Source organism: Arthrobacter sp. H20, from assembly GCF_000520515.1.
Taxonomy (GTDB): domain Bacteria; phylum Actinomycetota; class Actinomycetes; order Actinomycetales; family Micrococcaceae; genus Arthrobacter_D.
Genome location: NZ_AZRY01000155.1, coordinates 14,203 through 36,233, shown reverse-complemented (window position 1 = coordinate 36,233; position 22,031 = coordinate 14,203). Strand labels below are relative to the sequence as shown.

The window sequence follows — 22,031 nt, the reverse complement described above, 5'->3', positions numbered from 1 at the left end:
TGACTTATTCTTTCACTGGTGCGCCTGAGTTGGCGTATTGGCTGCGCACAGCCGAGGTTGAGCGGTCACGCCCGGTAAGATCCTGATGGCTCTGCACTGTTGACCAGCGGGGGTCGGAGGCCAGGAGCGCGGCGATCGACTGGGCCTGCACTTCAGCATGCTCCATCACAAAGTATCCGCCGGGGACTAGGAGCCGCGCTGCACTTTGCGCCGCGGCCAAAGGGAGTTCCAGCCCGTCCCTTCCACCGCCGTAAAGCGCAATGTGGGGGTCATGATCAGCCACTTCAGGTTCTCGGGGCACAGCTGCCGACGGAATGTAAGGAGGGTTGGAGACCACTACATCGAACGTGCCGTCAGCGTCATCCAATGCGTCCCGCAGGTCCCCCAGGATTAACCTCACACCCCGGCCTGAGAGGTTACGTTCCGCCCACGCATGAGCCAGCGGGCTGTATTCCACCGCGTAGACGTCGGCATCAGGCACCTCATCGGCGATAGCTGCGGCTATCGCGCCGCTTCCCGTGCCGAGGTCAACCACTTTGGGCCGTGTCAGCGTCAGTGAGTGATCGATGGCGAGCTGCGCCACCGATTCCGTTTCAGGGCGCGGGATGAACGCGCCGGGCCCAACCGACAGCTCCACCCGACGGAAATAGGCCGTTCCCGTGATGTGCTGCAGCGGCACCCGCTGCGCGCGCTCGGCGACCAGCTCGAAGTAGCCTGCTGGTGCGCCGGCACCGAGCAGCGCCAGCGTCTTCACCCGCCCTACCGGCTCCCCCAGCACGTGCGCTGCCAGCAAATGGGCGTCGACCCGCGGGCTGGGCACACCGGCGTCGGCAAGGATGCCAACTGCACGCTCGAGGGCGCTCTCCAGCGACTCTTCAGACGGTCGTTGATCATTAGTCATTCAGAGGGAACTCAGTCGTCCTCGCCAATTGCGTCAAGCCGGGATTGCTCGTCCATTTCGATGCCTGCCTGGACCACCGCTTCGAGGTCACCGTTCATTACCGCATCAAGGTTGTAGGCCTTGTACCCGGTTCGGTGATCAGCGATGCGGTTCTCAGGGTAGTTATAGGTGCGGATGCGCTCGGAGCGATCCATCGTGCGGATCTGCGACTTCCGGATATCGGAGTTCGCTGCATCAATCTGCTCCTGCTGGTGTGCCAGAATCCGGGACCGGAGCACCCGCATCCCCGCTTCACGGTTCTGCAGCTGGGACTTCTCGTTTTGCATCGCAACCACAATTCCCGTCGGGAGGTGAGTGATCCGCACGGCCGAGTCAGTAGTGTTCACTGACTGACCGCCAGGCCCTGATGAGCGGTAGACGTCGATCTTCAGATCGTTCTGGCTGATCTCCACTTCCTCCGGCTCGTCAACCTCAGGCAGGATGAGAACTCCCGCTGCGGAGGTGTGGATCCTGCCCTGCGATTCGGTGACTGGAACACGCTGCACGCGGTGAACGCCACCCTCGAACTTCAGGCGGGCGTAGACGCCCTCCCCGGGGTCGTTGGACGAGCCCTTAATCGCCATCTGGACATCCTTGTACCCGCCAAGATCGGACTCGTTGGCGGAGATGATCTCGGTCTTCCAGCCGCGGGTTTCAGCGTAGCGGGTGTACATGCGCAGCAGATCGCCGGCGAACAATGCTGCCTCGTCGCCGCCTTCGCCGCCCTTGACCTCAATGATGACGTCACGGCTATCGTTGGGGTCGCGTGGGATCAGGAGACGGCGCAGACGTTCCTGTGCCGCGGCCAACTGTTCCTCGAGGACCGGCACTTCGGCCGCGAATTCGGGGTCGTCAGCCATTTCCTGCGCTGCCTCAAGGTCGTCCTTGAGCGCCTCCCACTTGGTATGCGCATCGACAATACCGCTGAGCTCGGCGTACCTGCGGCCGAGCTTGCGGGCCAGGACCTGGTCGGAATGCACTGCCGGGTCCGAGAGCCGTAGCTGCAGCTCGGCGTGCTCGTCGAGCAGGTTCTGGATCGACTCAAACATTTGGAAAATACCTCTTTCGGACGAATTCCATTCAACAGATATAACCTACCCCGGGCGGCAAACCGGTCATTTCTGTTGACTCGATTGGTTAAGCACAACACCGCCCACGCTCTATCCGGCGGACCGGACGAGCGTGGGCGGCGGCTGGCTTGCTAGTCGTCGTCGTTCTTGGAACCGAGCGTGGTCTTCTGGACCTGCATCAGGAACTCGACGTTCGACTGGGTTTCCCGAATCTTGTTGGTCAGTAATTCAAGTGACTGCTGCTCGCCCAGTCCGGACAGAACCCGGCGCAGCTTCCACATGATCTTGACCTCGTCCGGGGACAACAGCTTCTCTTCACGACGGGTACCTGACGCGTTCACATCAACCGCCGGGAAGATCCGCTTGTCGGCGAGGTTCCGGGACAGGCGCAGTTCCATGTTGCCGGTGCCCTTGAACTCCTCAAAGATGACCTCGTCCATCTTGGACCCGGTCTCCACGAGTGCAGTGGCAAGGATGGTGAGGGATCCACCGTTTTCGATGTTGCGGGCTGCACCGAAAAAGCGCTTCGGCGGGTAGAGAGCAGCGGAGTCCACGCCACCGGACAGGATCCGGCCGGAGGCCGGCGCTGCCAGGTTGTAGGCACGGCCCAGACGTGTCATCGAATCGAGCAGCACCACCACATCCATTCCCATCTCCACGAGACGCTTGGCGCGTTCGATGGAGAGTTCGGCGACCGTGGTGTGGTCATCAGCTGGCCGGTCGAAGGTCGAGGCAATGACCTCCCCCTTGACCGTGCGCTGCATGTCGGTGACTTCCTCGGGCCGTTCGTCGACCAGCACCATCATGAGGTGAACCTCAGGATTGTTGATGGTGATCGCGTTGGCGATGGCCTGCAGGATGAGTGTCTTGCCTGCCTTCGGCGGCGAAACGATCAGACCGCGCTGGCCCTTGCCGATGGGCGCCACCAGGTCGATGACTCGAGGCCCGATTTTCTTCGCCTCAGTCTCAAGGCGCAGGCGTTCGGTGGGATACAACGGGACCAGCTTGGCGAACTCAACGCGGTCCTTGAGGTCCTCTGCGGGCTTGCCGTTCACCGAAGTGACGCGGATCAGCGCGTTGAACTTCTGGCGCGTGTTGTTCTGGTTCTCGCCGTCACGGGGCGCCCTGATGGCGCCAACCACGGCGTCGCCCTTGCGCAGATTGTGCTTCTTGACCTGGGCCAGGGATACGTAGACATCGTTGGGGCCGGGCAGGTAGCCCGAGGTCCGCACGAACGCGTAGTTTTCCAGGACGTCGAGGATGCCAGCGACGGGCAGCAGGACGTCGTCGTCAGTGACCTCGACGTCGTCGACCTCGGGGTTCTGGTTGCGGTTGCGACGACGGTCGTTCCTGTCGTTGCGGTCACGGAACCGGCTGCCACGGTCATTGCCCTGTCCGCGGTCGTTTCCGCGATCATTGCCGCGGTCGTTTCCGCGATCATTTCCGTTGCCGCTGTCATCGCGGGAATTACGGTTGCGGCGGTTGCGGTTGCGGCCCCGGCTGTCATCATCCCGGTTGTTGTCGTTCCGGTTGTCGTTGTTCCGGTTGTCGTTGTTGTCGTTCCGGTTGTCATTCCGGGTGCGTCCGCCACGATCATTGCGGCCGTTCGACTCGGTCTGCTCGTTGGAACCGGTGGCCGAGTCGCCACCCTGGCTGCCCCGGTCGGCGCCACGCGAGGATTCATCGGACGACGACTCGGCTGCCTCACTCGACGTGCCCTCAGCGCGCTCTTCGCCGCGACGGCCACGGCGATTCTCGCGGGGGGAACGTCCACGTGACCGCTCTCCGCTGTTGTCACGGCCGCTGTTGTCGCTGCCGTTGTTGTCGGCATCGTCGCCTGTTGAACCGTTAGTCGCCTCCGGCTGGGCGGCGTCAGCGGTCGGTACGCTTACAACGCCGTCGGATCCGGCACGCCGATTACGGTTCCGGGTACGCGAAGGACGTTCGGTCTGCTCTGGTGCAGTCTCCTCGCCGTCCGATGAAGCGGCAGCGGCGGGGCTTCCGGCGCGGCCGGACGAACGGCGCGAGGAACGGGTGGACCCGTTTGACTGGCTGGATTCTGGCTCCGCGGCACCGTTTCCTTCGGTTGCTGAGCCGTCCTTGGGACGGTCTGCAACCGCTGAACCACGCTGATGATCTGAGATGGCCGAGACCAGGTCGCCTTTGCGCATCCTGGACCCGCCGGTGATACCCAGTTGGCCGGCAAGGGCCTGGAGCTGGGCGAGCTTCAGCCCGGCAAGGCCGGAGCTTTTGGAAGCGGGAGCGTCGGCTGTGCCGGCGGTTGATGTGTCCACACCTGATAACAGGTCAGTGGTTTCAGTCACGAAGGATCCTTCCCCCTCGTCGGGCGGTCCAACTCTGATGTGGACCGCGTTTGGTTAGCCCCGCCGCCGTTATACGAACTGGCGGTAAGGGTTCGGTCCTGCCGGAAGAGTCCGGCCTGGCCGTACGTGCTAGGAACCTTCGGAAGTAAGTAGGCTTTCGGTTTATCTTCAAACCGATGGCACTCTGACGTTCGTGGGAGGTTACACCGGAGGTGATGCGACTGCTGATAATCATGCAGCTTTGCAGCGGTCAAAAGACAATGACGGCCATTTCAGCAGAAGCACTCAGCTGAACAGTAATCCATCCTGCCACCTTGCGACTGCTTGAAACAGTTACGACAGTAAAGACGGGTCACGGTCCATTCCGTTGGTGCACCACCAGTTTAGCACCCTCAACGGCCACAGGCAGCTTTAGGACGCGCCACCGGGGCAGGGAATCTGCATTGGTTTGATCTACGGATAGCGACTCAATGACTTCCTTGACCGCCTCAGCCTCGGCATCACTGGTGGCCAGGGTCATTACTGTCGGGCCAGCACCGGAGATCACCGCCGGAAATCCCTGCGCCCGAAGTTGCCGCATGAGAGTGGCACTGGGCAGCATCGCCTGAGCGCGATAGTCCTGATGCAGTAAATCGGCAGTGGCGTCCAACAGGAACTCAGGCCTGTGCGACAACGCGTGGACCAGGAGTGCGGCGCGACCAGCGTTGGTCGCGGCGCTTGAGTGGGAAACGGAAGCCGGAAGCAGCGCCCGTGCTGTCTCAGTCGACAGGGAAGTCGAGGGGATTGCCGCTACGGGGACAATCGCTTGATGAACCGGCACACGGGTGCTTCGAAAAAGTCTTCCCGTTTCCCACGAGATAGCCAGGGCCCCCAGCAGGGCAGGTGCCACGTTGTCAGGATGACCCTCAAGAGTCGAGCACAGTTGGAGGACTCCCGCCTCGTCCACCCGGTTATCCTCCGGAAGCAAAAAATTGGCAGCCAGGACGGCCGAGACAATAGCCGCCGCAGAGGAACCGAGGCCCCTGCCGTGGGGGATCAGATTCTGTGTTTCCAGTTCAAGGCCGGGGCAACCGAATCCTGCCCTTTCGAGGGTGCTCAGGAGAGTACGGGCGACCAGATGGGTTCCGTCGCTGGGCAGCTCATCGGCGCCCTCGCCAGTCACAGCGACACTGACAGTTCCGCTGGTGGTGGTTCGCACCCTGACAGTGTCGAACAGGGAGACCGCAAGACCCAGGCTGTCGAACCCCGGCCCCAGGTTCGCGCTGGTTGCGGGGACCCGGATCGTTGCCTCCTGACCCGCCGCCACCATCCTGGTGCTGCCGACAGCGTGGTCAACCTCCGGCGCGGGCACCCGTTCACTCACCCGCGCGGTCCTCAAGCCCCAGCGCTGTAGCGACGCTGACGACGTCGAAATCCACTTTGGTCGGCTCCACGTCGGACCCGTCCGCGGCTTTCAGTGCCCACTGGGGGTCCTTGAGGCCATGGCCCGTTACGGTGATCACTATGGTTTTGCCGACGGGCGCTGCACCCGCTGCATGCTTTTTCAGGAGGCCCGCGACCCCTGCAGCCGACGCTGGCTCGACAAAGACACCTTCGCGCGCAGACAGCCAACGGTGCGCTTCGAGAATCTCCTCATCGGTCACTGATTCAATCAGTCCTCCGGATTCATCCCTCGCCGCAATTGCCTGATCCCATGATGCAGGGTTGCCAATCCGGATCGCCGTCGCAATGGTGTCGGGTTCGGTAACGGGGTGGCCCTTGACCAGAGGCGAAGCGCCTTCAGCCTGGAAGCCCCACATCACCGGACGTTTGGTAGCGACGGGCGGCAGCACAGTCCCGTCGTCAACACCGTGTGGGTTGGTGTACGGCTCAGAGTACTCCCGGTAGCCCTTCCAGTAAGCGGTGATGTTGCCTGCATTTCCAACCGGTAACAGGTGGTAGTCAGGTGCGTCGCCCAGGACGTCAACTACCTCAAAGGCAGCGGTTTTCTGACCCTCAATCCGGGCGGGATTGACCGAGTTAACCAGAAAAACCGGGTACGCCTCGGCAAGCTTTCGTGCCACGTCGAGGCAATTGTCGAAGTTGCCGTTAACCTGCAACAGTTCGGCGCCATGCGCGATGGCCTGGCTGAGCTTACCCATTGAGATCTTGCCGTCCGGGACCAGCACGGCGCAGGTGATGCCTGCCTGGGTAGCATAGGCGGCCGCCGAGGCTGAGGTGTTACCGGTCGAGGCGCAAACCACTGCCTTCGCCCCGGATTCGATCGCCGCTGTGATGGCCATGGTCATGCCCCGATCCTTGAACGACCCAGTGGGGTTCATTCCTTCCACTTTGAGGAAGACTTGGGACCCGGTCAGCTCGGAAAGCGCCTTGGCTGGCACCAGTGGAGTCCCACCTTCGCCCAGGGTGATGATCGTTGTGGTCTCCGAGACGGGCAAGCGTTCTGCGTATTCGCGGATAACGCCGCGCCATTGGTGAGCCACTTAGGCTCCTTCCACTCGAAGGACACTCGTCACTGAATTGATGACGTCCAGGTCCTGGATCTGTTCAACTGTTGCAGCGAGCGCTGCCTCGCTGGCCCGGTGTGTCACGATGCGTAGCTCTGCCGTGGCTTGTCCCGCGTCATCTGCGTGATGGATGCTCTGCCGAAGGGTTTCGATTGACACACCCTGTTCTGTGAACAGCTGGGCGATCCGTGCAAGTACTCCCGGCTGATCAGCGACATCGAGCCCGATCGAATAGCTGGTGCTGACCGAATCGATACTCAGGGCAGGTACGTGGCCGGTTGTGGTTTCGGTCCGTCCAGGTCCGCCTAGCACCAGCCGTCGAGCAGCGCTGACAACGTCACCCAGGACGGCCGAGGCGGTGGGTGTGCCGCCGGCGCCCTGGCCATAGAACATCAGCTCACCGGCGTTCTCAGCCTCGACGAAGACTGCGTTGAAGGCACCGTGGACCGCCGCCAGTGGGTGGTCCCGTGGCAAAAGAGTGGGGTGCACCCTGACGCTGACACCCTCAGTGCCGGTACCGTCGGCTCCGTCCCGTGGGACTAGCTCGGCGATAGCGAGGAGTTTGATGACGAACCCGGCATCCTTGGCAGCCGCGATATCAGCTGCGGTTACCTTGGTGATGCCCTCGCAGTAGACGTCCTCCAGCGCAAAGCGGGTGTGGAAGGAGAGGGAAGCAAGAATGGCTCCCTTCGCTGCGGCGTCGTGACCCTCAACATCGGCAGTGGGATCGGCTTCCGCGTAGCCCAGGCGCTGGGCCTCGGCCAAGGCGTCGTCAAATTGGGCGCCGGTGGTGTCCATCTGGTCGAGAATGAAGTTGGTGGTTCCATTAACAATTCCGAGAACCCGGGTGATGCGGTCGCCGGAGAGACTGTCACGGATAGGGCGCAGGATAGGGATTGCCCCCGCCACTGCTGCCTCATAGGAGAGCTGGACTTTAGCGGCGTCAGCCTTCTCATACAGGGTGGGACCATCGAGCGCCAGCAGCGCCTTGTTGCCGCTAACCACTGTCGCGCCGTGCTCGATGGAGCGCAGGATCAACGTCCGTGCTGGTTCGATCCCACCCATCAGCTCAATGACAATGTCGGCGTCCTCGACCAGTGATTCAGCATCTGTGGTGAAAAGCTCCCGCGGCAAGTCGACGTCGCGGGGCGCATCGATGGTGCGCACTGCGATGCCTGTCAGTTCGAGCCGGGCTCCGGTGCGTGCAGCCAGCGCATCGGCGTCTTCGAGCAAAATCCGGGCCACCTGGGAGCCCACGTTGCCGCAGCCCAGCAGTGCGACCCGGAGGGTGGACGCGTTGGGAGTTTTCGAAGCTGGATCAAATGAAATGGTGTCGCTCCTGCAATCAGTTGGTGGTGCGGGGAATGTCGCGGGCCAGGATGTCGTCCTCGGTTTCGCCGCGCACGATCAGCCGTGCACTGCCATCCCGGACTGCCACGACCGGTGGGCGGGCAACCCAGTTGTAGTTGCTGGACAGCGCCCAACAGTAGGCTCCAGTGCCTGGAACTGCCACGAGATCACCGGCGTCAGTGTCCTCGGGAAGGTAGACATCCCGGACCACTATGTCGCCGCTCTCGCAGTGCATCCCGACCACCCGGGACAATACTGGGGTGGCAGCCGACGCCCGGGAGGCGAGCACCGCTGAGTAGTCAGCATCGTAGAGGACTGGACGGGGGTTGTCGCTCATTCCGCCATCCACCGACACGTACCGCCGCGGCTGACTGTCGGCGCCGTCGACGTCAACCCTGACAGATTTGGTGGTGCCCGCCGTGTACAGAGTAAAGGTGGTTGACCCGACTATCGCCCGCCCGGGCTCAATGGAAATCCGTGGGACGCGCAGGCCCAGCAGGGCACAGGTGGACCCGACGACGTCGGCCATCGCCGTCGCGATTTCCGCCGGAGGGCGGGGCTTGTCGGCCTCGGTGTAGGCGATCCCGTAGCCGCCGCCGAGATCCAGTTCGGGGAGTTCGACGCCGTGGCGGTCCCGGACCTGTGCCAGGAAGGCCAGTAGCCTGCGTGCGGCAAGTTCGAAGCCCTCAGACTCGAAGATCTGCGATCCGATGTGGCAATGAACGCCCAGGAGGTTGATGGACTCGTGGGCTAGCGCGGCAGCGACTGCCTGGGCGGCGGGTGAGGCGTGGTCGCCTGAGGCCGCCACCGAACCCGCAGGACTCGAGCTGCCCGCTGCGCCAGCCAGGGAAAGCCCGAACTTCTGGTCCTCGTGGGCGGTCGCGATGAACTCGTGGGTAGAAGCATGGACGCCTGGGGTGAGCCTCAACATCACGTTGGCGGTGGTGCCGCGGGCGCCAGCCAGCGCGGCGACCCGCTCCAGCTCGGGCAGGCTGTCCACCACGATGCGCCCCACGTTCACATCCAGCGCCCGTCCCAGCTCGGCGTCGGACTTGTTGTTCCCGTGAAGTCCAAGGTGCTCCCCCGGTATACCGGCCCGCATGGCAATGGCGAGCTCACCGCCGGAGCAGGTATCCAGCCGCAGGCCTTCTTCGGCTACCCAGTGGGCAATTTCAGTGCACAGGAAGGATTTGCCTGCATAGTAGATGTCCACGCCCCCGCACAGGTCGGCGAAGGCTGCATTGAAGGCGTCCTTGAAGCTGCGCGCACGGGCCCGGAAATCGTTCTCGGACACCACAAACAGTGGAGTGCCAAACTGTTCAGCGAGAGCCCCGACGTTCAGGCCCCCGATCGAGAGCTCATCGCCGTCACGGGCGACATCACGAGCCCACAGGGCGGTGTTCAGCCGGTTGACGTCGTCAGGGTAGCTCAGCCAGCCAGGGGCCAGCGGTGAATCGTTGGTCATTGTTACATCCGCTCCGGTGCTGAGACGCCAAGGAGGCCCAGCCCGTTGGCTAGAACCTGCTGGGTGGCGTTGTTCAGCCAGAGCCTGGTGCGGTGCAGGTCGGTGACCGCTTCGTCTCCCAGTGGCGCGATCCGGCAGGCGTCATACCAGCGATGGTAGGTACCGGCGATGACCTCGATGTGGCGGGCTACGCGATGCGGTTCGCGGAAAGCTGCGGCCTGCGCAACCATCCCTGGGAACTGGCCGAGCGCCGCCAGCAGCTCACCCTCGGTGGGGTGGCTGAGCTCCGAGGCATCGAATGCGCTGGTGTCCACGCCGGCGGCAGCTGCGTTGCGCTCCACCGCGTGGGTCCGGGCGTGGGCGTACTGCACATAAAACACCGGGTTGTCGTTGGTGCGCCGGGTCAAGAGGTCAAGGTCGATGTCGATGTTGGAATCCGCCGAGAAGCGGGCAAGGGTGTACCGGGCAGCGTCAACCCCGACGGCGTCGACCAGGTCCTCAAGCGTGACAACGGTCCCCGCACGCTTGGACATCCTGACCGGGACACCGTCCTTCATCAGGTTGACCATCTGGCCGATCAGCACCTCGACGGTGTCCGGGTCATCTCCCAGCGCGGCAGCGGCCGCCTTGAGCCGGGCCACGTACCCGTGGTGATCCGCTCCGAGCATGATGATGTTCAGATCGAAGCCGCGGCGGCGTTTGTTGACGAAGTAGCCGATATCGCCGGCAATGTAGGCCGGGGCGCCGTCGGACTTGATGACCACGCGGTCCTTGTCGTCGCCAAATTCAGTGGACCGCAACCACCAGGCGCCGTCCTCTAGGAACAGGTTCCCTGAGAGTTTGAGGTTCTCGAGCAGACCTTCGACGAAACCGTCCTGAAAAAGTGAATGCTCATGGAAGTAGACGTCAAAATCGACACCGAAGTCGTGCAGCGACTTCTTGATGTCGCTGAACATCAGGTCGACGCCCAGCTCCCGGAACCGCTCGATCGACTCATCCCGTTCGAGATCGAGGATCGCAGGATCGAGCACAAGGACCCGGGCTGCGATGTCGTCAATGTAGGCGCCACCGTACCCGTCTTCTGGAGAGGGCTCGCCCTTGGCACTGGCCCAGAGGGACCGTGCGAACCGTTCAACCTGGGCACCGTGGTCGTTGAAGTAATATTCGCGGGTCACGTCGGCGCCCTGGGACTGGAAGAGCCGGGCGAGCGCGTCTCCGACGGCTGCCCAGCGGGTGCCACCGAGGTGGATGGGACCGGTGGGGTTCGCCGACACGAACTCGAGGTTGATCTTGGTGCCAGCCATCAGCCCACTGGCACCGAAGGCGGGGCCGGCGTCAACAATTGAGCGTGCCAGCTCACCCGCGGCGGCGGCGTCGAGAGTGATGTTCAGGAACCCGGGACCAGCGATGGCAACACTCTTGACGCCGTCGAGCTGCTCCAGGCGACCGCTGAGAATCTGGGCGAACTCACGCGGGTTCATCCCTGCCTGCTTCGAAAGCTGGAGAGCGATGTTGGTGGCCCAGTCCCCGTGCTCCCGGCTCCTGGGCCGTTCCACCCGCACCTCAGACGGAAGCACGACGTCGAATTCGCCAGCGGCGACAGCGTCTTTCAGGCAGGAGGAGATAGCGGCAGAGAGTTCTTCAGGAGTCACTCATCCAGCATAACGGCGCGCACCGCTGCGGCCGTTTCTGTGACGTTACGGCGTGCACCACACGTGGAGCGGTCAGGGGTTTTCGTCAGGGGGTCCTTCCCTGATAAGCTCAGTGAGTCCCATTTCGGGGCCGGTCTAACCGGCATCCCGCCTTCGTAGCTCAGGGGATAGAGCGTCTGCCTCCGGCGCAGAAGGTCGTAGGTTCGAATCCTATCGAGGGCACAGAACAACCCCCAGATTTCACTGAAGTCTGGGGGTTGACTGCTTTAAGGTGCAAGTCTGTTCAACGTGTCACGTCAGCGGTACCCGGATACTCGAACGTCTGATAGTCCATCGGCTCGCCCCCGAAGTGTGAGCCCACCCGGGCACCCAGTGCCCCGACCATCAGATGACCCATCCGCCAGGCAATCGTGGCGACAGGAGCCGGCACCGGCTCCGGATACTCAAAGTCGATGGTGAGTGCGCCGCTCCCCATCTGGAGGGCCGCGGTTCCCGCACCGCCGGGCCGCGGTTCCCGTACCGCCGGCTCCCAGAAGTACTCCTGATCAGTCAAACCGCCTAGCCGGGGGCGTGCCTGATGATCCCAGTGCCACCGAAGTTGCTCGGTCAATTCCTTGATGAGGTCCATCCGGCCAGAATAGAAAGCAATTCAGGACAGCTACTGACCTGGTTTGGGACTAACTTGGTGGCATGTTGAAAACCTCCGCACGGCTGCTTCAGTTGCTCTCGCTGCTTCAGCTACGCCGGGAATGGACCGGCTCGGCGCTTGCTGCCCGAATGGGCGTCACCGAGCGCACCGTCCGACGGGATATGGGAAAACTCCGCACCCTGGGATACCCCATCCACGCCTCACCGGGAGTGGCCGGCGGCTACCAGTTGGGCGCTGGCGCGCAGTTGCCCCCGCTACTGCTCGACGACGACGAGGCGCTCGCCGTCGCCCTCGGCCTCAGCGCCGTGACGGCGAGCCCCGTCGCGGGGATTGGCGAGGCGTCAGTGCGGGCGCTGACCAAACTGGAACAGGTACTCCCCAGCCGGCTTCGCCCCCGGTTTGCAGGATTGCGAAATGCAGTAACCCGGATGTCAGCCGTCAGCACGCCGGTGAAGCCAGAGATCCTCACCGCCCTCTCCGCCGCGATCACCGAACGACGGACAGTGGTCTTCAGGTATGCCCGCCAGGATGGTGAATCCTCGCGTCGGGTGGTCGAACCCTACCGGCTCGTAGATACCGGCCGCCGCTGGTATCTGGTGGCGTGGGACTCCACCAGGGAGGATTGGCGCACGTTCCGGGTGGACCGGTGCCAGAGCGTCCCGGCGCAGCGTGAGAGGTTCAGCCCCCGCCCACTTCCCGCCAGCGACCTTGCCCTGTACGTGCAGCAGTCCATCACGCGCTCACCGTACAAGTACGACGTCGTCGTCCGTCTGACGGGGAATATCACCGAGGTCTCGCAAAAGATTTCCCCAGGCACCGCCGAGCTTCAGAGCGACGGGGACTTGCACACCCTGATGCGGGCCGGCTTCGATTCACTCGACTGGCCGCTGATGCACTTGGTGGCCCTTGAGCTTGAGTTCGAGATACTGGAGCCACCCCAGATGCGCGAGCGCGCCCGGCTAGCGGCGGCACGCCTCACAAGGGCATCAGGAGGCTGAGCGGACCCGCTCACCATCAACCGCCTAGAATTGGTATCAACCATGGCACTGACTATCTCCTACCCCCCTGAACTCCCGGTTTCCGAGCGCCGCGCCGACATCATGGCTGCGATCGCCGCAAACCAGGTGACGATCATTGCCGGCGAAACCGGCTCCGGCAAGACCACCCAGATTCCCAAGATGTGCGTGGAGCTGGGCCTCGCCGACAATGGCCTGATCGGCCATACCCAGCCCCGACGCCTTGCCGCACGCACTGTTGCCGAGCGCATCGCCGAGGAACTGGATGTCAAGGTGGGCGCTGAGGTCGGCTTCCAGGTACGGTTCACCGGCGAGGTCAGCCGCAGCACCAAAATCAAGCTGATGACTGACGGCATCCTGCTGGCCGAAATCCAGCATGATCGACTGTTGAAGAAGTACAGCACCATCATCATCGATGAGGCCCACGAGCGCAGCCTGAACATCGACTTTATCCTCGGTTATCTGAAGCGGATCCTGCCGCAGCGGCCCGATCTAAAGCTCATCATCACCTCGGCCACCATTGACCCCGAACGCTTCGCCGCGCACTTCGCGGCCGACGAAGCCGTGAGCATCAAGGCCCCGGCACCAATCATCGAGGTTTCCGGCAGGACCTACCCGGTGGAAATCAGGTACCGCCCACTGAGCCAGCCGGCCGGCGAATCTGACGCCGGCGCCGATCCCGGCGAGCAGGAGGAGGACCGGGACCCGCTCGACGCCGTCTGCGACGCCGTCGACGAACTGGCCAAGGAAGCCCCCGGGGACATTCTGGTGTTCTTCTCCGGCGAGCGCGAGATTCGCGATGCGGCCGATGCCCTCCGTGCCCGGGTCCAGGTCAATCCCCGGCTCGAGGGCACCGACATCCTGCCGCTGTTCGCCAGATTGTCGCTGCAGGAACAGCACCGGGTCTTCCGGCCCTCCGGCCCGGGACGGCGAATCATTCTTGCCACTAACGTCGCCGAAACCTCGCTCACGGTTCCCGGCATCAAGTACGTCATCGACACCGGCACTGCCCGTATTTCGCGCTACTCACACCGCACCAAGGTGCAACGGTTGCCGATCGAACGCGTATCCCAGGCCTCGGCCAACCAGCGCTCCGGCCGGTGTGGCAGGGTCTCCGACGGCATCGCCATCCGCCTGTACTCGGCGGAAGACTTCGAGGCCCGCCGCCCATTCACCGACCCTGAGATCCTGCGCACCAACCTGGCAGCAGTGATCCTGCAGATGACCGCCATGGGGGTCACCCGCGGGCCCAAGGATGTTGCCGACTTCCCGTTTGTTGAGCCCCCTGATTCCAAGGCCATCAACGACGGGGTGACCCTCCTGAAGGAGCTCGGTGCGCTGGAGGCTTCGGGTGGCATCTCCCCAATTGGCCGCAAGCTGGCGCAACTGCCGGTAGACCCCCGGCTGGGCCGCATGATCGTGGAGGCAGGTCACCGCGGGTGCGCCAAGGAGGTGATGGTGCTCGCGGCTGCCCTCACCATCCAGGATCCACGAGAGCGTCCGCAGGCGGACCAGGGCGCGAAGCTGCAGACCGCCACGACGATGCACAAGCGCTTCCTCGACGAGAACTCGGACTTCACCGGATATCTGAACCTGTGGCGCTACCTGCAGGACCAGCAAAAGGAGCTCTCCTCTACCCAGTTCCGCAGGCTGTGCCGCAACGAGTTCATCAACTACCTGCGGGTCAGGGAATGGCAGGACCTGTTCGCTCAGCTGCGTCAGTTGGCCAAGCCGCTGGGGATCACACTCTCCCCCGATCCGGTGGACCCGGTCGGAAACGACACAGTAATCCATATCAGCCTGCTCGCCGGGCTGCTGAGCCACATCGGCCTCTACGATCAGCGCAAGCGTGAGTATGCCGGTGCCCGAGGTACCCGCTTCGCCGTTTTCCCCGGCAGCGCTCTGTTCAAAAAGTCACCCGACTGGGTGATGGCAGCCGAGCTGGTGGAGACCTCACGGCTCTGGGCGCGGGTTGCGGCGAAGTTTGACCCCCTGTGGGCCGAGGAGGTGGCGCCGCACCTGGTGAAGCGAAGCTACAGTGAGCCACACTGGTCCCGGAAGATGGGCGCGGTCATGGCCCACGAGAAGGTCACCCTGTATGGCGTCCCAATCGTCCCGCAGCGCCGGGTCAACTACGGGCGGATCGACCGCGAGGTTGCCCGCGAAATGTTTATCAGGCATGCCCTGGTGGAGGGCGACTGGAAAACCCACCACAAGTTCTTCCACCGCAACAAGGCACGCCTCGCCGAGATCGAAGAGCTGGAGAACCGGCTGCGCCGCCGCGACCTGATGGTCGATGACGAAACCCTGTTCGAGTTCTACGATTCCAGGGTAGGGCCAGAGGTCGTCTCTGAACGGCACTTCGACTCCTGGTGGAAGAACATCCGACATGGGCAGCCGGATCACCTCGACTTTTTGCCCGGGGATTTACTCGCCGCCAATAGTGACCTGGATGAGTCAGCGTTCCCCACGACCTGGCATCAGGGCGGCTTCGAGCTGCCCCTCAGTTATGAGTTCTCGCCCGGGGTCCAGGGCGCGTCCGACGGCGTCACGGTCCAGATCCCGGTGGTGTTCCTGAACCAGCTCGAAGCAAGGGCGTTTCATTGGCAGATTCCCGGGCTGCGGGTGGAACTGGTGACCGCCCTGATCAAGTCGCTGCCGAAACAGGTGCGCAAGAATTTCATTCCCGCCCCCGACGTTGCACGGAGTGCTGTCGCAGCGCTGAATACCGACTTCGATCCGACGAGCGATGATCTTGAACAGTCCCTGGAACTGGCCCTGCGCAGGCTCAAGGGACACATCATCGCACCGGGTTCATGGAATCGCGGCGTGCTGGCCGATCACCTGCTGATGTCCTTTCAGGTGGTTGACGGCCAGGGAAAGATCCTCGATGAGGGCACCGACCTGGCAGCCTTGCAGGAGCGGCTTGCACCCCAAACACGCCGGGCGATCGCCGAATCGTTGGGCGCCACCCCTGCCACCGCCCGGCTAGCGAAGAAGGCTGCGCAGGCGGGAGCAGCAGGGTCCCGACGCGGGTTCAACGGCGCCGCGTCCGGCTCTGCAACCGGCGCCCAGGCACCGTCTGACTCGACAATCGGCAGTGGGGTCACCGAGCAATCCGGCCTCACAGCGTGGACATTTGGTGACATCCCGCGGCAGGTGACCCGGTTGGTGAACGGGCACACCGTGACCGGCTACCCGGCGTTGACCGACGAGGGCGGCTCCGCTGGACTCGCCGTCTTCCCCAACCCGGCCGAGCAGGGCGCCTTCATGCGCGACGGCGTCATCCGGCTCCTGACCGTGCGCGTTCCCAGCCCCGCCAAGTACGTTCTGGAGCACCTCAGCAACGCGGAAAAGCTCACGTTCAGCCAGAACCCACATGGGAGTGTCGCGGGGCTGATCGAGGACTGCACGCTCGCCGCGGTCGACAAGTTGACACCGCAGACCCTGCCCTGGACGGAGACCGGGTTCAACTCACTCTATGAAACAGTCCGCGCCGAGCTCATTGACACGGTGTTCGCTGTCACCGCCACTATCGAAAAGATCCTGTCCAGCACCCGCAGGATCGAGAAACACCTCAAAGGGTCCACCAGCCTTGCCCAGATCACCGCGCTCAATGATGTCCGGAGTCAGCTGGAACAGCTGGTGTACCCGGGCTTCGTGGCGAAAACCGGGTACGCCCAGCTGAGCCATCTGCCCCGCTACCTGGCCGGCATCGAGACTCGGCTCGCCAAGCTGTCCGGTAATGTCCAGCGGGATTCGCTCGGCGTCGCCGTCGTCCAGCGTCTGGAAGATGAGTACGACGACGCCGTCGCAGCCCTCGCGCCGGGCGGCCGTAAAACCCCTCCCGCTCTCGCAAGAGTCCGCTGGATGCTTGAAGAGCTCAGGATCAGCCTGTTTGCCCAGGAGCTGGGCACCGCGTACACCGTGTCGGAGAAGCGGATCCGTGCTGCCATCGCCGAGGCGATGGCAGCACAGCGGACCGGGGTGGGCTCAGCCGGTTAGCCAGCTCGGCCCGTGAACCAGCTCTGCCGGCTAGCTCGTCTCGGGAACGTGCGCCCCGTACCCGGCCGAGCGGAGGGCTTCCCGGAGGGCGTGGGCGTTGGCGTCCAGGATGGCAGGATCGGGGTTGTGGTCGACGGCGTGCACGTCGAAGTCCTTGGCGCTCTGCGTCGGCCAGACATGGACGTGCAGATGAGGCACCTCGTACCCTTCCATCAGCACCCCCACCCGTTTCGGAGCGAACACAGCCGTCTGGGCCTTCGCTACCGTTTGAGCCACCGCCATCACCTTGGCGAGGAGCTCCGGTTCCGCCTCCACCCAGTGTGCTACCTCCTGCCGTGGGAGGACCAGGGTGTGTCCATCAGTGAGCGGGGCAATGGTGAGGAACGCCACGACGTCGTCGTCCTGCCAGATAAACCGCCCGGGAATGTCGCCGTCGATAATCTTGGTGAATAGGGTACTCATGCAACTCCTCTGGTTCCGGATCGAGTCAACAGAAATAACGTGTTTCGCGCCGGAAACCGGTCATTCGTGTTGACTCGACGATGGGGTGACAGTTGTGGCGGGTCTTCAGGCGCCCGTTGCCACTGGTAGATCGGACCGTGAGGACCATTGCGACCAGGACCCCGGGTACAGCGCAGCTGGATAACCTGCGATCTCCAGGGCTGCTATCTGATGGGCGGCGGTGATCCCCGATCCGCAATACACAGCGATCTCGACGGCATCCCTGACACCCAGTGCCTCAAAGCGGCGGCGCAGATCGGCCGGCGTCCTAAACCGCTGATCAGCGGTGAGGTTTCCAGTCGTTGGAGCGCCGACCGCCCCGGGAATGTGACCAGCCTTGGGGTCCAGCGGTTCCACTTCCCCACGAAATCGCTCGTCCGCCCGGGCATCGAGCAGCACGCCGTGCTCTGCAATCTCCGGAACTCTGTCAATGTCCACAACCGGCATGGACCCGTGGTTCAGTTCCACCTCGCCGAGGCAATGCTGTTCCTCTCCGCCCTCGGTCTCGAAGCCAGCGCTGGTCCAGGCGGCCAGCCCACCATCGAGCAGGTGCACAGCATCCAGGCCCGCCCAGCGCAACAGCCACCACAGCCGGGCGGCTGACGTATTGCCTGAGTTGTCATAGGCCACCACCACATCGCCGTCGTTGATGCCCCACTGGCGCGCGGCTTCCTGCAGCCGATCGATGCCCGGGAGCGGGTGCCTACCCTCCCGTGCCGACGGTTCACCGCTGAGCGTGGCTTCAAGGTCAACGTAGACCGCGCCGGGAATGTGGGCTGAATGGTAATGACCGTGGCCGTGGGGATCGCCCAACGCCCAGCGGACATCCAGCAGGACCGTCTGCGCACCGGAGGTCATCCGGTCCCGCAGGGCCTGCACGTCCATCAGAGTCTTCATCAAGATCTCCTTTTGAATGTGACCGGCAACACTGCCGGGCCTTGTCAGCACAAGTCCACCACAGCCCGGGCCCGTACTCCAATCCACAGCCCGTCAACTCCTCCGAGCTGGAACGGGTGGGCCCGGTAGGCTAAACCAGTGAACACCCTGACGCCCCTCCCGGACCGCTCCTGGGCAGCCGAAGCCATCCGCCGGATCGAGGCTGAAAACAACCGATCCGCTGATACTCATCTCTATGCGGTTCCGCTGCCGGAGCACTGGGGAATCGAACTGTTCCTGAAGGATGAGTCGACTCACCGCACAGGAAGCCTCAAGCACCGGCTGGCACGCTCGCTGTTCCTCTTCGGCCTGGTGAACGGCTGGATCGGCGAGAGCACGACCATCGTCGAAGCGTCCAGCGGCTCCACCGCCGTCTCCGAGGCATACTTTGCCCAGCTACTGGACCTGCCGTTCATCGCCGTGATGACCCGCACCACCAGCAGGGAAAAGATCGACCTGATCGAACAATACGGCGGCGCGTGCCACTTCGTGGATCACGCGTCAGAGGTGTACGACACCGCTGCAACCCTGGCAGCTACGGCAGGCGGCCACTATATGGATCAGTTCACCTACGCTGAGCGCGCCACCGACTGGCGAGGCAACAACAATATTGCTGAATCGATCTTCGGCCAACTTGCCCTCGAACAGCACCCCATCCCCGACTGGATCGTCGTGGGGGCAGGTACCGGCGGGACCAGTGCGACCATCGGCCGGTACATCCGCTATCAACGTCACCCCACCCGGCTGGCAGTCGTCGACCCGGAGAACTCAGCTTTCTACCCGGCGTGGCAAACCTCCGGCACGGCCGCGGCGGGCAGTCCCTCCCGGATCGAGGGCATCGGACGGCCCCGGCTGGAACCCAGCTTCGTGCCCGGCGTGATCGACCACATGATCCAGGTGCCCGACTCCGCCTCGGTCGCTGCGATGCGCCACCTTCGTCAGCTCACCGGCCTGCATGCTGGCCCATCCACCGGGACGAATTTGTGGGGTGTCTGGACCCTGATCGCCGGGATGATGGCCGAAGGGCGCCGGGGCAGCGTCGTCTCCCTCATGTGCGACGCTGGAACCCGGTATGCGGGCTCCTACGACGATGACGCCTGGCTCTCCGCGCGCGACCTGGAGCCGACCCCCTACACCGCTGTGTTGGAGCACTTCTTCGCCACTGACACCTGGCAGGACTGAACTGCCGGATAGCGGCAGTCGCGGGAACCGGGTAGAACTGAGTAATGACTGATTCCCTGGTGCTTGGTCCCATGATGCGTTATGTCGATCTGACCTCGGCCAGTATCTGGGTGGAAACCCGACACGCTGCGCAGGTAACTGTTGCTGCCGGCGATCAGTCCTGGGACGCCAGGACGTTCGGCGTCCACGGCCACCACTACGCCCTGGTGGAGGCTGACGGCCTGGAACCCGGAACCGTCACCGAGTACACGGTGTCGATAGATGGCGAGCAGGTATGGCCCAAAGCCGGGACAGCGTTTCCCCCGTCAATGATTGCCACGTTGACCCCGGGTCGACCGATCAAGTTGGCCTTTGGCTCGTGCCGGACCAGTGTGCCGCACAACGAAGCCGGGAACGGCAAACACGGCGTCGACTCGATGCGTGCCTACGCCCTCAACATGGCGGGGGGGGTCGACGACGTGGCCTGGCCCGATCTGGTGGTGTTCCTCGGCGACCAGGTGTACGCCGACGTGACCAGCGACGCGATGCAGGAGTTCATCAGGGCACGGCGGAACATTGAGGAAGAACCGGGCGAGGAGCTCAAGGACTACGAGGAGTACGCCCACCTGTACAACCTCGCCTGGTCCGACGACGCCAACCGGTGGCTGCTTTCCACCCTGCCCAGCGCGATGATCTTCGACGACCATGACATCCGGGACGACTGGAACACGTCACTGAAATGGAAACAGGCGATGGAGGCGACCTCCTGGTGGCAGGGGCGAATCGTCTCGGGCCTGGCGTCCTACTGGGTGCACCAACATTTGGGTAACCTCTCCCCAGAGCACCGCGCGGAGGACGAAATCTGGCAGCTGATCAGCGCCCACCACGGTGAGGCGGAACTGGACATCAGTGATGTGCTGGACCGATTCGCCGACCGGACCAACCAGCAGCCCTCCACTTACCGGTGGAGCTTCGCCCGGGAGATCGGCGACGTCCGCCTGGTGGTCCTCGACTCCCGAGCGGGCCGGGTGCTCACCCCCGAGAAGCGGGCGGTGCTGGATGAGCAGGAGTTGGCCTGGCTCGATGGGCAGATGCAGGGCGGCTTCAGGCATCTGTTGGTTGCCACCTCGCTCCCCTTCCTGCTGCCCCCTGGGCTGCACCACATTGAGGCGTGGAACGAAGCGCTGGCCGACGGCGCCTGGGGTACGTTTGGCGCAAAGATCGGTGAAAAAATGCGGCGCACCGTCGATCTTGAGCATTGGGGTGCTTTCCAACGCAGCTTCAGGGCGGTGGCAAAGATGGCGGTTGAAGTGGCGGACGGGAAACGTGGCAAGGCACCCGAGACTGTCACATTCCTCTCCGGCGACGTGCATTTCTCGTACGTTTCCGAGGTGGAGCGCTCGTCAGGAAGCCGGATCATCCAGGCCGTCTGCTCGCCGATCCGTAACCCGCTCCCCCGCGCGATGCGCTTTGCGACTGCCATCCTCTCCTACGGCGTCGCCAGCCCGGTGGGCGCACTGGTAGCCCGCTCCGCCAAGGTCCCTGATCCGCCCTTCCGCTGGACCCGGTTAAAGGGCCCCTGGTTCGACAACAACCTCGCCGGTCTCGAAGACGGGCCGGACGGTCTGCGCCTCTGGTGGGAGCGCGGCGTAGTGGTCGACGGCGATCATCTCTCGCCGGAGCTGGAACAAGTCTCCACTGTGACCGTTTCGCCAAGGAGCTAAATCATCACGCTTTCACCGGGGGCAAGGTGACGGAACTCGGTGCCGTACAGGTTGCCAAGACGGGCCACGTGGCTCTCGACCAGTTGCAGACCTTGCTCGTTAAGCAGTGCGTCGTGAATCTGGAACGCACGTGCAGCCCTGACCGAAGTGACAAAATCGATCACTTCGGCGGTCTTGGACCAGGGCGCATGCACCGGAACGAGGAGCGCGGAGACATCAACGCCATGCGGGACAATGAAGGAATCCCCCGGGTGGTAGACGGAGCCGTCGATGAAGTACCCGACATTGGCGACCATCGGAATGTGCGGGTGAATTAGAGCATGCTGACCGCCGAAGGTCTGCACCTCAAAGCCAGCGACACTGTACCGCTGCTCCGGCTGGGCCGTGTGCACCCGGACTGGGCCGTCGTCGTCGAGCCGATTCGCCAGGAGGCTTGCCACCGCCGCCGGAGCATAGATCAGCAGCGACGGATCCTCCTGCAACGCCGCTACTACTTTTTCCTCATCGAAGTGATCGGCGTGCTCGTGGGTGATCAGCACGGCATGGGCGCCTGCGAGGGCAGTCTCCACGTCGGAGAACGATCCTGGATCGACGACCAGCACCGCCCCGTCCTTCTCCAGGCGGACACAGGAGTGGATAAACTTGGTGAGCTTCATCGCGTTAGCCTACCGCTGGGGCGTGCCTGCCAACAGCCGAACCTGCTACCGCTGGTAATCTTGTCGCGAAGGTCA

Annotated in this window: 16 protein-coding genes and 1 tRNA gene; 5 read left to right on the top strand and 12 right to left on the bottom strand. The window is 63.5% G+C overall.

What is annotated here, in order from left to right; all coding sequences use genetic code 11:
* Window positions 1-4 precede the first annotated feature (4 nt).
* From prmC to argS, 8 genes are all read right to left on the bottom strand, one after another.
* The gene (prmC, locus tag Y703_RS0100335; RefSeq protein ID WP_026551145.1) at window positions 5-901 is read right to left on the bottom strand and encodes a peptide chain release factor N(5)-glutamine methyltransferase; all 897 of its coding nucleotides are present in this window, start codon (window positions 899-901) and stop codon (window positions 5-7) included.
* 11 nt (window positions 902-912) lie between these two features.
* On the bottom strand, window positions 913-1,989 hold the full coding sequence (prfA, locus tag Y703_RS0100330) for a peptide chain release factor 1 (RefSeq protein WP_026551144.1): 1,077 nt from the start codon (window positions 1,987-1,989) through the stop codon (window positions 913-915).
* Between the two features lie 152 nt (window positions 1,990-2,141).
* Entirely contained in the window at window positions 2,142-4,334 is a 2,193-nt protein-coding gene (rho, locus tag Y703_RS0100325; RefSeq protein WP_026551143.1) for a transcription termination factor Rho, read from the bottom strand.
* Window positions 4,335-4,686: 352 nt separating this feature from the next.
* On the bottom strand, window positions 4,687-5,643 hold the full coding sequence (gene thrB / locus Y703_RS0100320) for a homoserine kinase (protein ID WP_026551142.1): 957 nt from the start codon (window positions 5,641-5,643) through the stop codon (window positions 4,687-4,689).
* A 46-nt stretch (window positions 5,644-5,689) separates the two neighbouring features.
* Window positions 5,690-6,817, bottom strand: coding sequence for a threonine synthase (gene thrC / locus Y703_RS0100315; RefSeq protein ID WP_026551141.1), 1,128 nt, complete (start codon window positions 6,815-6,817; stop codon window positions 5,690-5,692).
* Entirely contained in the window at window positions 6,818-8,170 is a 1,353-nt protein-coding gene (locus tag Y703_RS0100310; protein ID WP_051427157.1) for a homoserine dehydrogenase, read from the bottom strand.
* A 16-nt stretch (window positions 8,171-8,186) separates the two neighbouring features.
* Window positions 8,187-9,656 (bottom strand): diaminopimelate decarboxylase, encoded by a 1,470-nt coding sequence (gene lysA, locus Y703_RS0100305; RefSeq protein WP_026551139.1) that lies wholly within the window; start codon window positions 9,654-9,656, stop codon window positions 8,187-8,189.
* Window positions 9,657-9,658: 2 nt separating this feature from the next.
* Complete coding sequence (gene argS / locus Y703_RS0100300) at window positions 9,659-11,308, bottom strand: arginine--tRNA ligase (RefSeq protein WP_026551138.1); 1,650 nt, start codon at window positions 11,306-11,308, stop codon at window positions 9,659-9,661.
* A 149-nt stretch (window positions 11,309-11,457) separates the two neighbouring features.
* Here argS and Y703_RS0100295 point away from each other — a divergent pair.
* Window positions 11,458-11,530: transfer RNA gene (locus Y703_RS0100295), tRNA-Arg, on the top strand.
* Window positions 11,531-11,591: 61 nt separating this feature from the next.
* On the opposite strand, the gene Y703_RS16970 is transcribed toward Y703_RS0100295, so the two are convergent.
* Entirely contained in the window at window positions 11,592-11,936 is a 345-nt protein-coding gene (locus Y703_RS16970) for a hypothetical protein (RefSeq protein WP_051427156.1), read from the bottom strand.
* Window positions 11,937-11,998: 62 nt separating this feature from the next.
* Between Y703_RS16970 and Y703_RS0100285 the strand changes: the two genes are divergently transcribed.
* Together Y703_RS0100285 and hrpA are read left to right on the top strand one after the other, a co-directional pair.
* A complete protein-coding gene (locus Y703_RS0100285) occupies window positions 11,999-12,955 on the top strand; it encodes a helix-turn-helix transcriptional regulator (protein ID WP_026551137.1) in 957 nt (318 codons plus the stop codon).
* Window positions 12,956-12,997: 42 nt separating this feature from the next.
* Window positions 12,998-16,978, top strand: coding sequence for an ATP-dependent RNA helicase HrpA (gene hrpA / locus Y703_RS0100280; protein ID WP_026551136.1), 3,981 nt, complete (start codon window positions 12,998-13,000; stop codon window positions 16,976-16,978).
* Between the two features lie 30 nt (window positions 16,979-17,008).
* Here hrpA and Y703_RS0100275 read toward each other — a convergent pair whose 3' ends face one another.
* Both Y703_RS0100275 and Y703_RS0100270 read right to left on the bottom strand, forming a co-directional pair.
* Window positions 17,009-17,440: an HIT family protein gene (locus tag Y703_RS0100275; protein WP_026551135.1), complete on the bottom strand. Its 432-nt coding sequence runs from the start codon at window positions 17,438-17,440 to the stop codon at window positions 17,009-17,011.
* Between the two features lie 105 nt (window positions 17,441-17,545).
* On the bottom strand, window positions 17,546-18,376 hold the full coding sequence (locus Y703_RS0100270; protein ID WP_026551134.1) for a sulfurtransferase: 831 nt from the start codon (window positions 18,374-18,376) through the stop codon (window positions 17,546-17,548).
* Between the two features lie 138 nt (window positions 18,377-18,514).
* Here Y703_RS0100270 and Y703_RS0100265 point away from each other — a divergent pair, with 138 nt between their 5' ends.
* Window positions 18,515-19,597: a PLP-dependent cysteine synthase family protein gene (locus Y703_RS0100265; RefSeq protein ID WP_026551133.1), complete on the top strand. Its 1,083-nt coding sequence runs from the start codon at window positions 18,515-18,517 to the stop codon at window positions 19,595-19,597.
* A gap of 44 nt (window positions 19,598-19,641) precedes the next feature.
* Window positions 19,642-21,300, top strand: a complete 1,659-nt coding sequence (locus Y703_RS0100260) for an alkaline phosphatase D family protein (protein WP_026551132.1) — start codon at window positions 19,642-19,644, stop codon at window positions 21,298-21,300.
* Here the strand turns inward: Y703_RS0100260 and Y703_RS0100255 are convergent.
* Window positions 21,297-21,956: an MBL fold metallo-hydrolase gene (locus Y703_RS0100255; protein ID WP_026551131.1), complete on the bottom strand. Its 660-nt coding sequence runs from the start codon at window positions 21,954-21,956 to the stop codon at window positions 21,297-21,299. The two genes, Y703_RS0100260 and Y703_RS0100255, sit on opposite strands and share 4 nt — an antisense overlap.
* Window positions 21,957-22,031 lie beyond the last annotated feature (75 nt).

What these genes read in the sequence shown, in the direction of transcription:
- Y703_RS0100285 (WP_026551137.1), top strand. Translation starts at nt 11,999, where the DNA reads ATGTTGAAAACCTCCGCACGGCTGCTTCAGTTGCTCTCGCTGCTTCAG.
- Y703_RS16970 (WP_051427156.1), bottom strand. Translation starts at nt 11,936, where the DNA reads ATGGACCTCATCAAGGAATTGACCGAGCAACTTCGGTGGCACTGGGAT.
- Y703_RS0100270 (WP_026551134.1), bottom strand. Translation starts at nt 18,376, where the DNA reads ATGAAGACTCTGATGGACGTGCAGGCCCTGCGGGACCGGATGACCTCC.
- prfA (WP_026551144.1), bottom strand. Translation starts at nt 1,989, where the DNA reads ATGTTTGAGTCGATCCAGAACCTGCTCGACGAGCACGCCGAGCTGCAG.
- lysA (WP_026551139.1), bottom strand. Translation starts at nt 9,656, where the DNA reads ATGACCAACGATTCACCGCTGGCCCCTGGCTGGCTGAGCTACCCTGAC.
- hrpA (WP_026551136.1), top strand. Translation starts at nt 12,998, where the DNA reads ATGGCACTGACTATCTCCTACCCCCCTGAACTCCCGGTTTCCGAGCGC.
- thrB (WP_026551142.1), bottom strand. Translation starts at nt 5,643, where the DNA reads ATGGTGGCGGCGGGTCAGGAGGCAACGATCCGGGTCCCCGCAACCAGC.
- Y703_RS0100275 (WP_026551135.1), bottom strand. Translation starts at nt 17,440, where the DNA reads ATGAGTACCCTATTCACCAAGATTATCGACGGCGACATTCCCGGGCGG.
- Y703_RS0100255 (WP_026551131.1), bottom strand. Translation starts at nt 21,956, where the DNA reads ATGAAGCTCACCAAGTTTATCCACTCCTGTGTCCGCCTGGAGAAGGAC.
- Y703_RS0100260 (WP_026551132.1), top strand. Translation starts at nt 19,642, where the DNA reads ATGACTGATTCCCTGGTGCTTGGTCCCATGATGCGTTATGTCGATCTG.
- prmC (WP_026551145.1), bottom strand. Translation starts at nt 901, where the DNA reads ATGACTAATGATCAACGACCGTCTGAAGAGTCGCTGGAGAGCGCCCTC.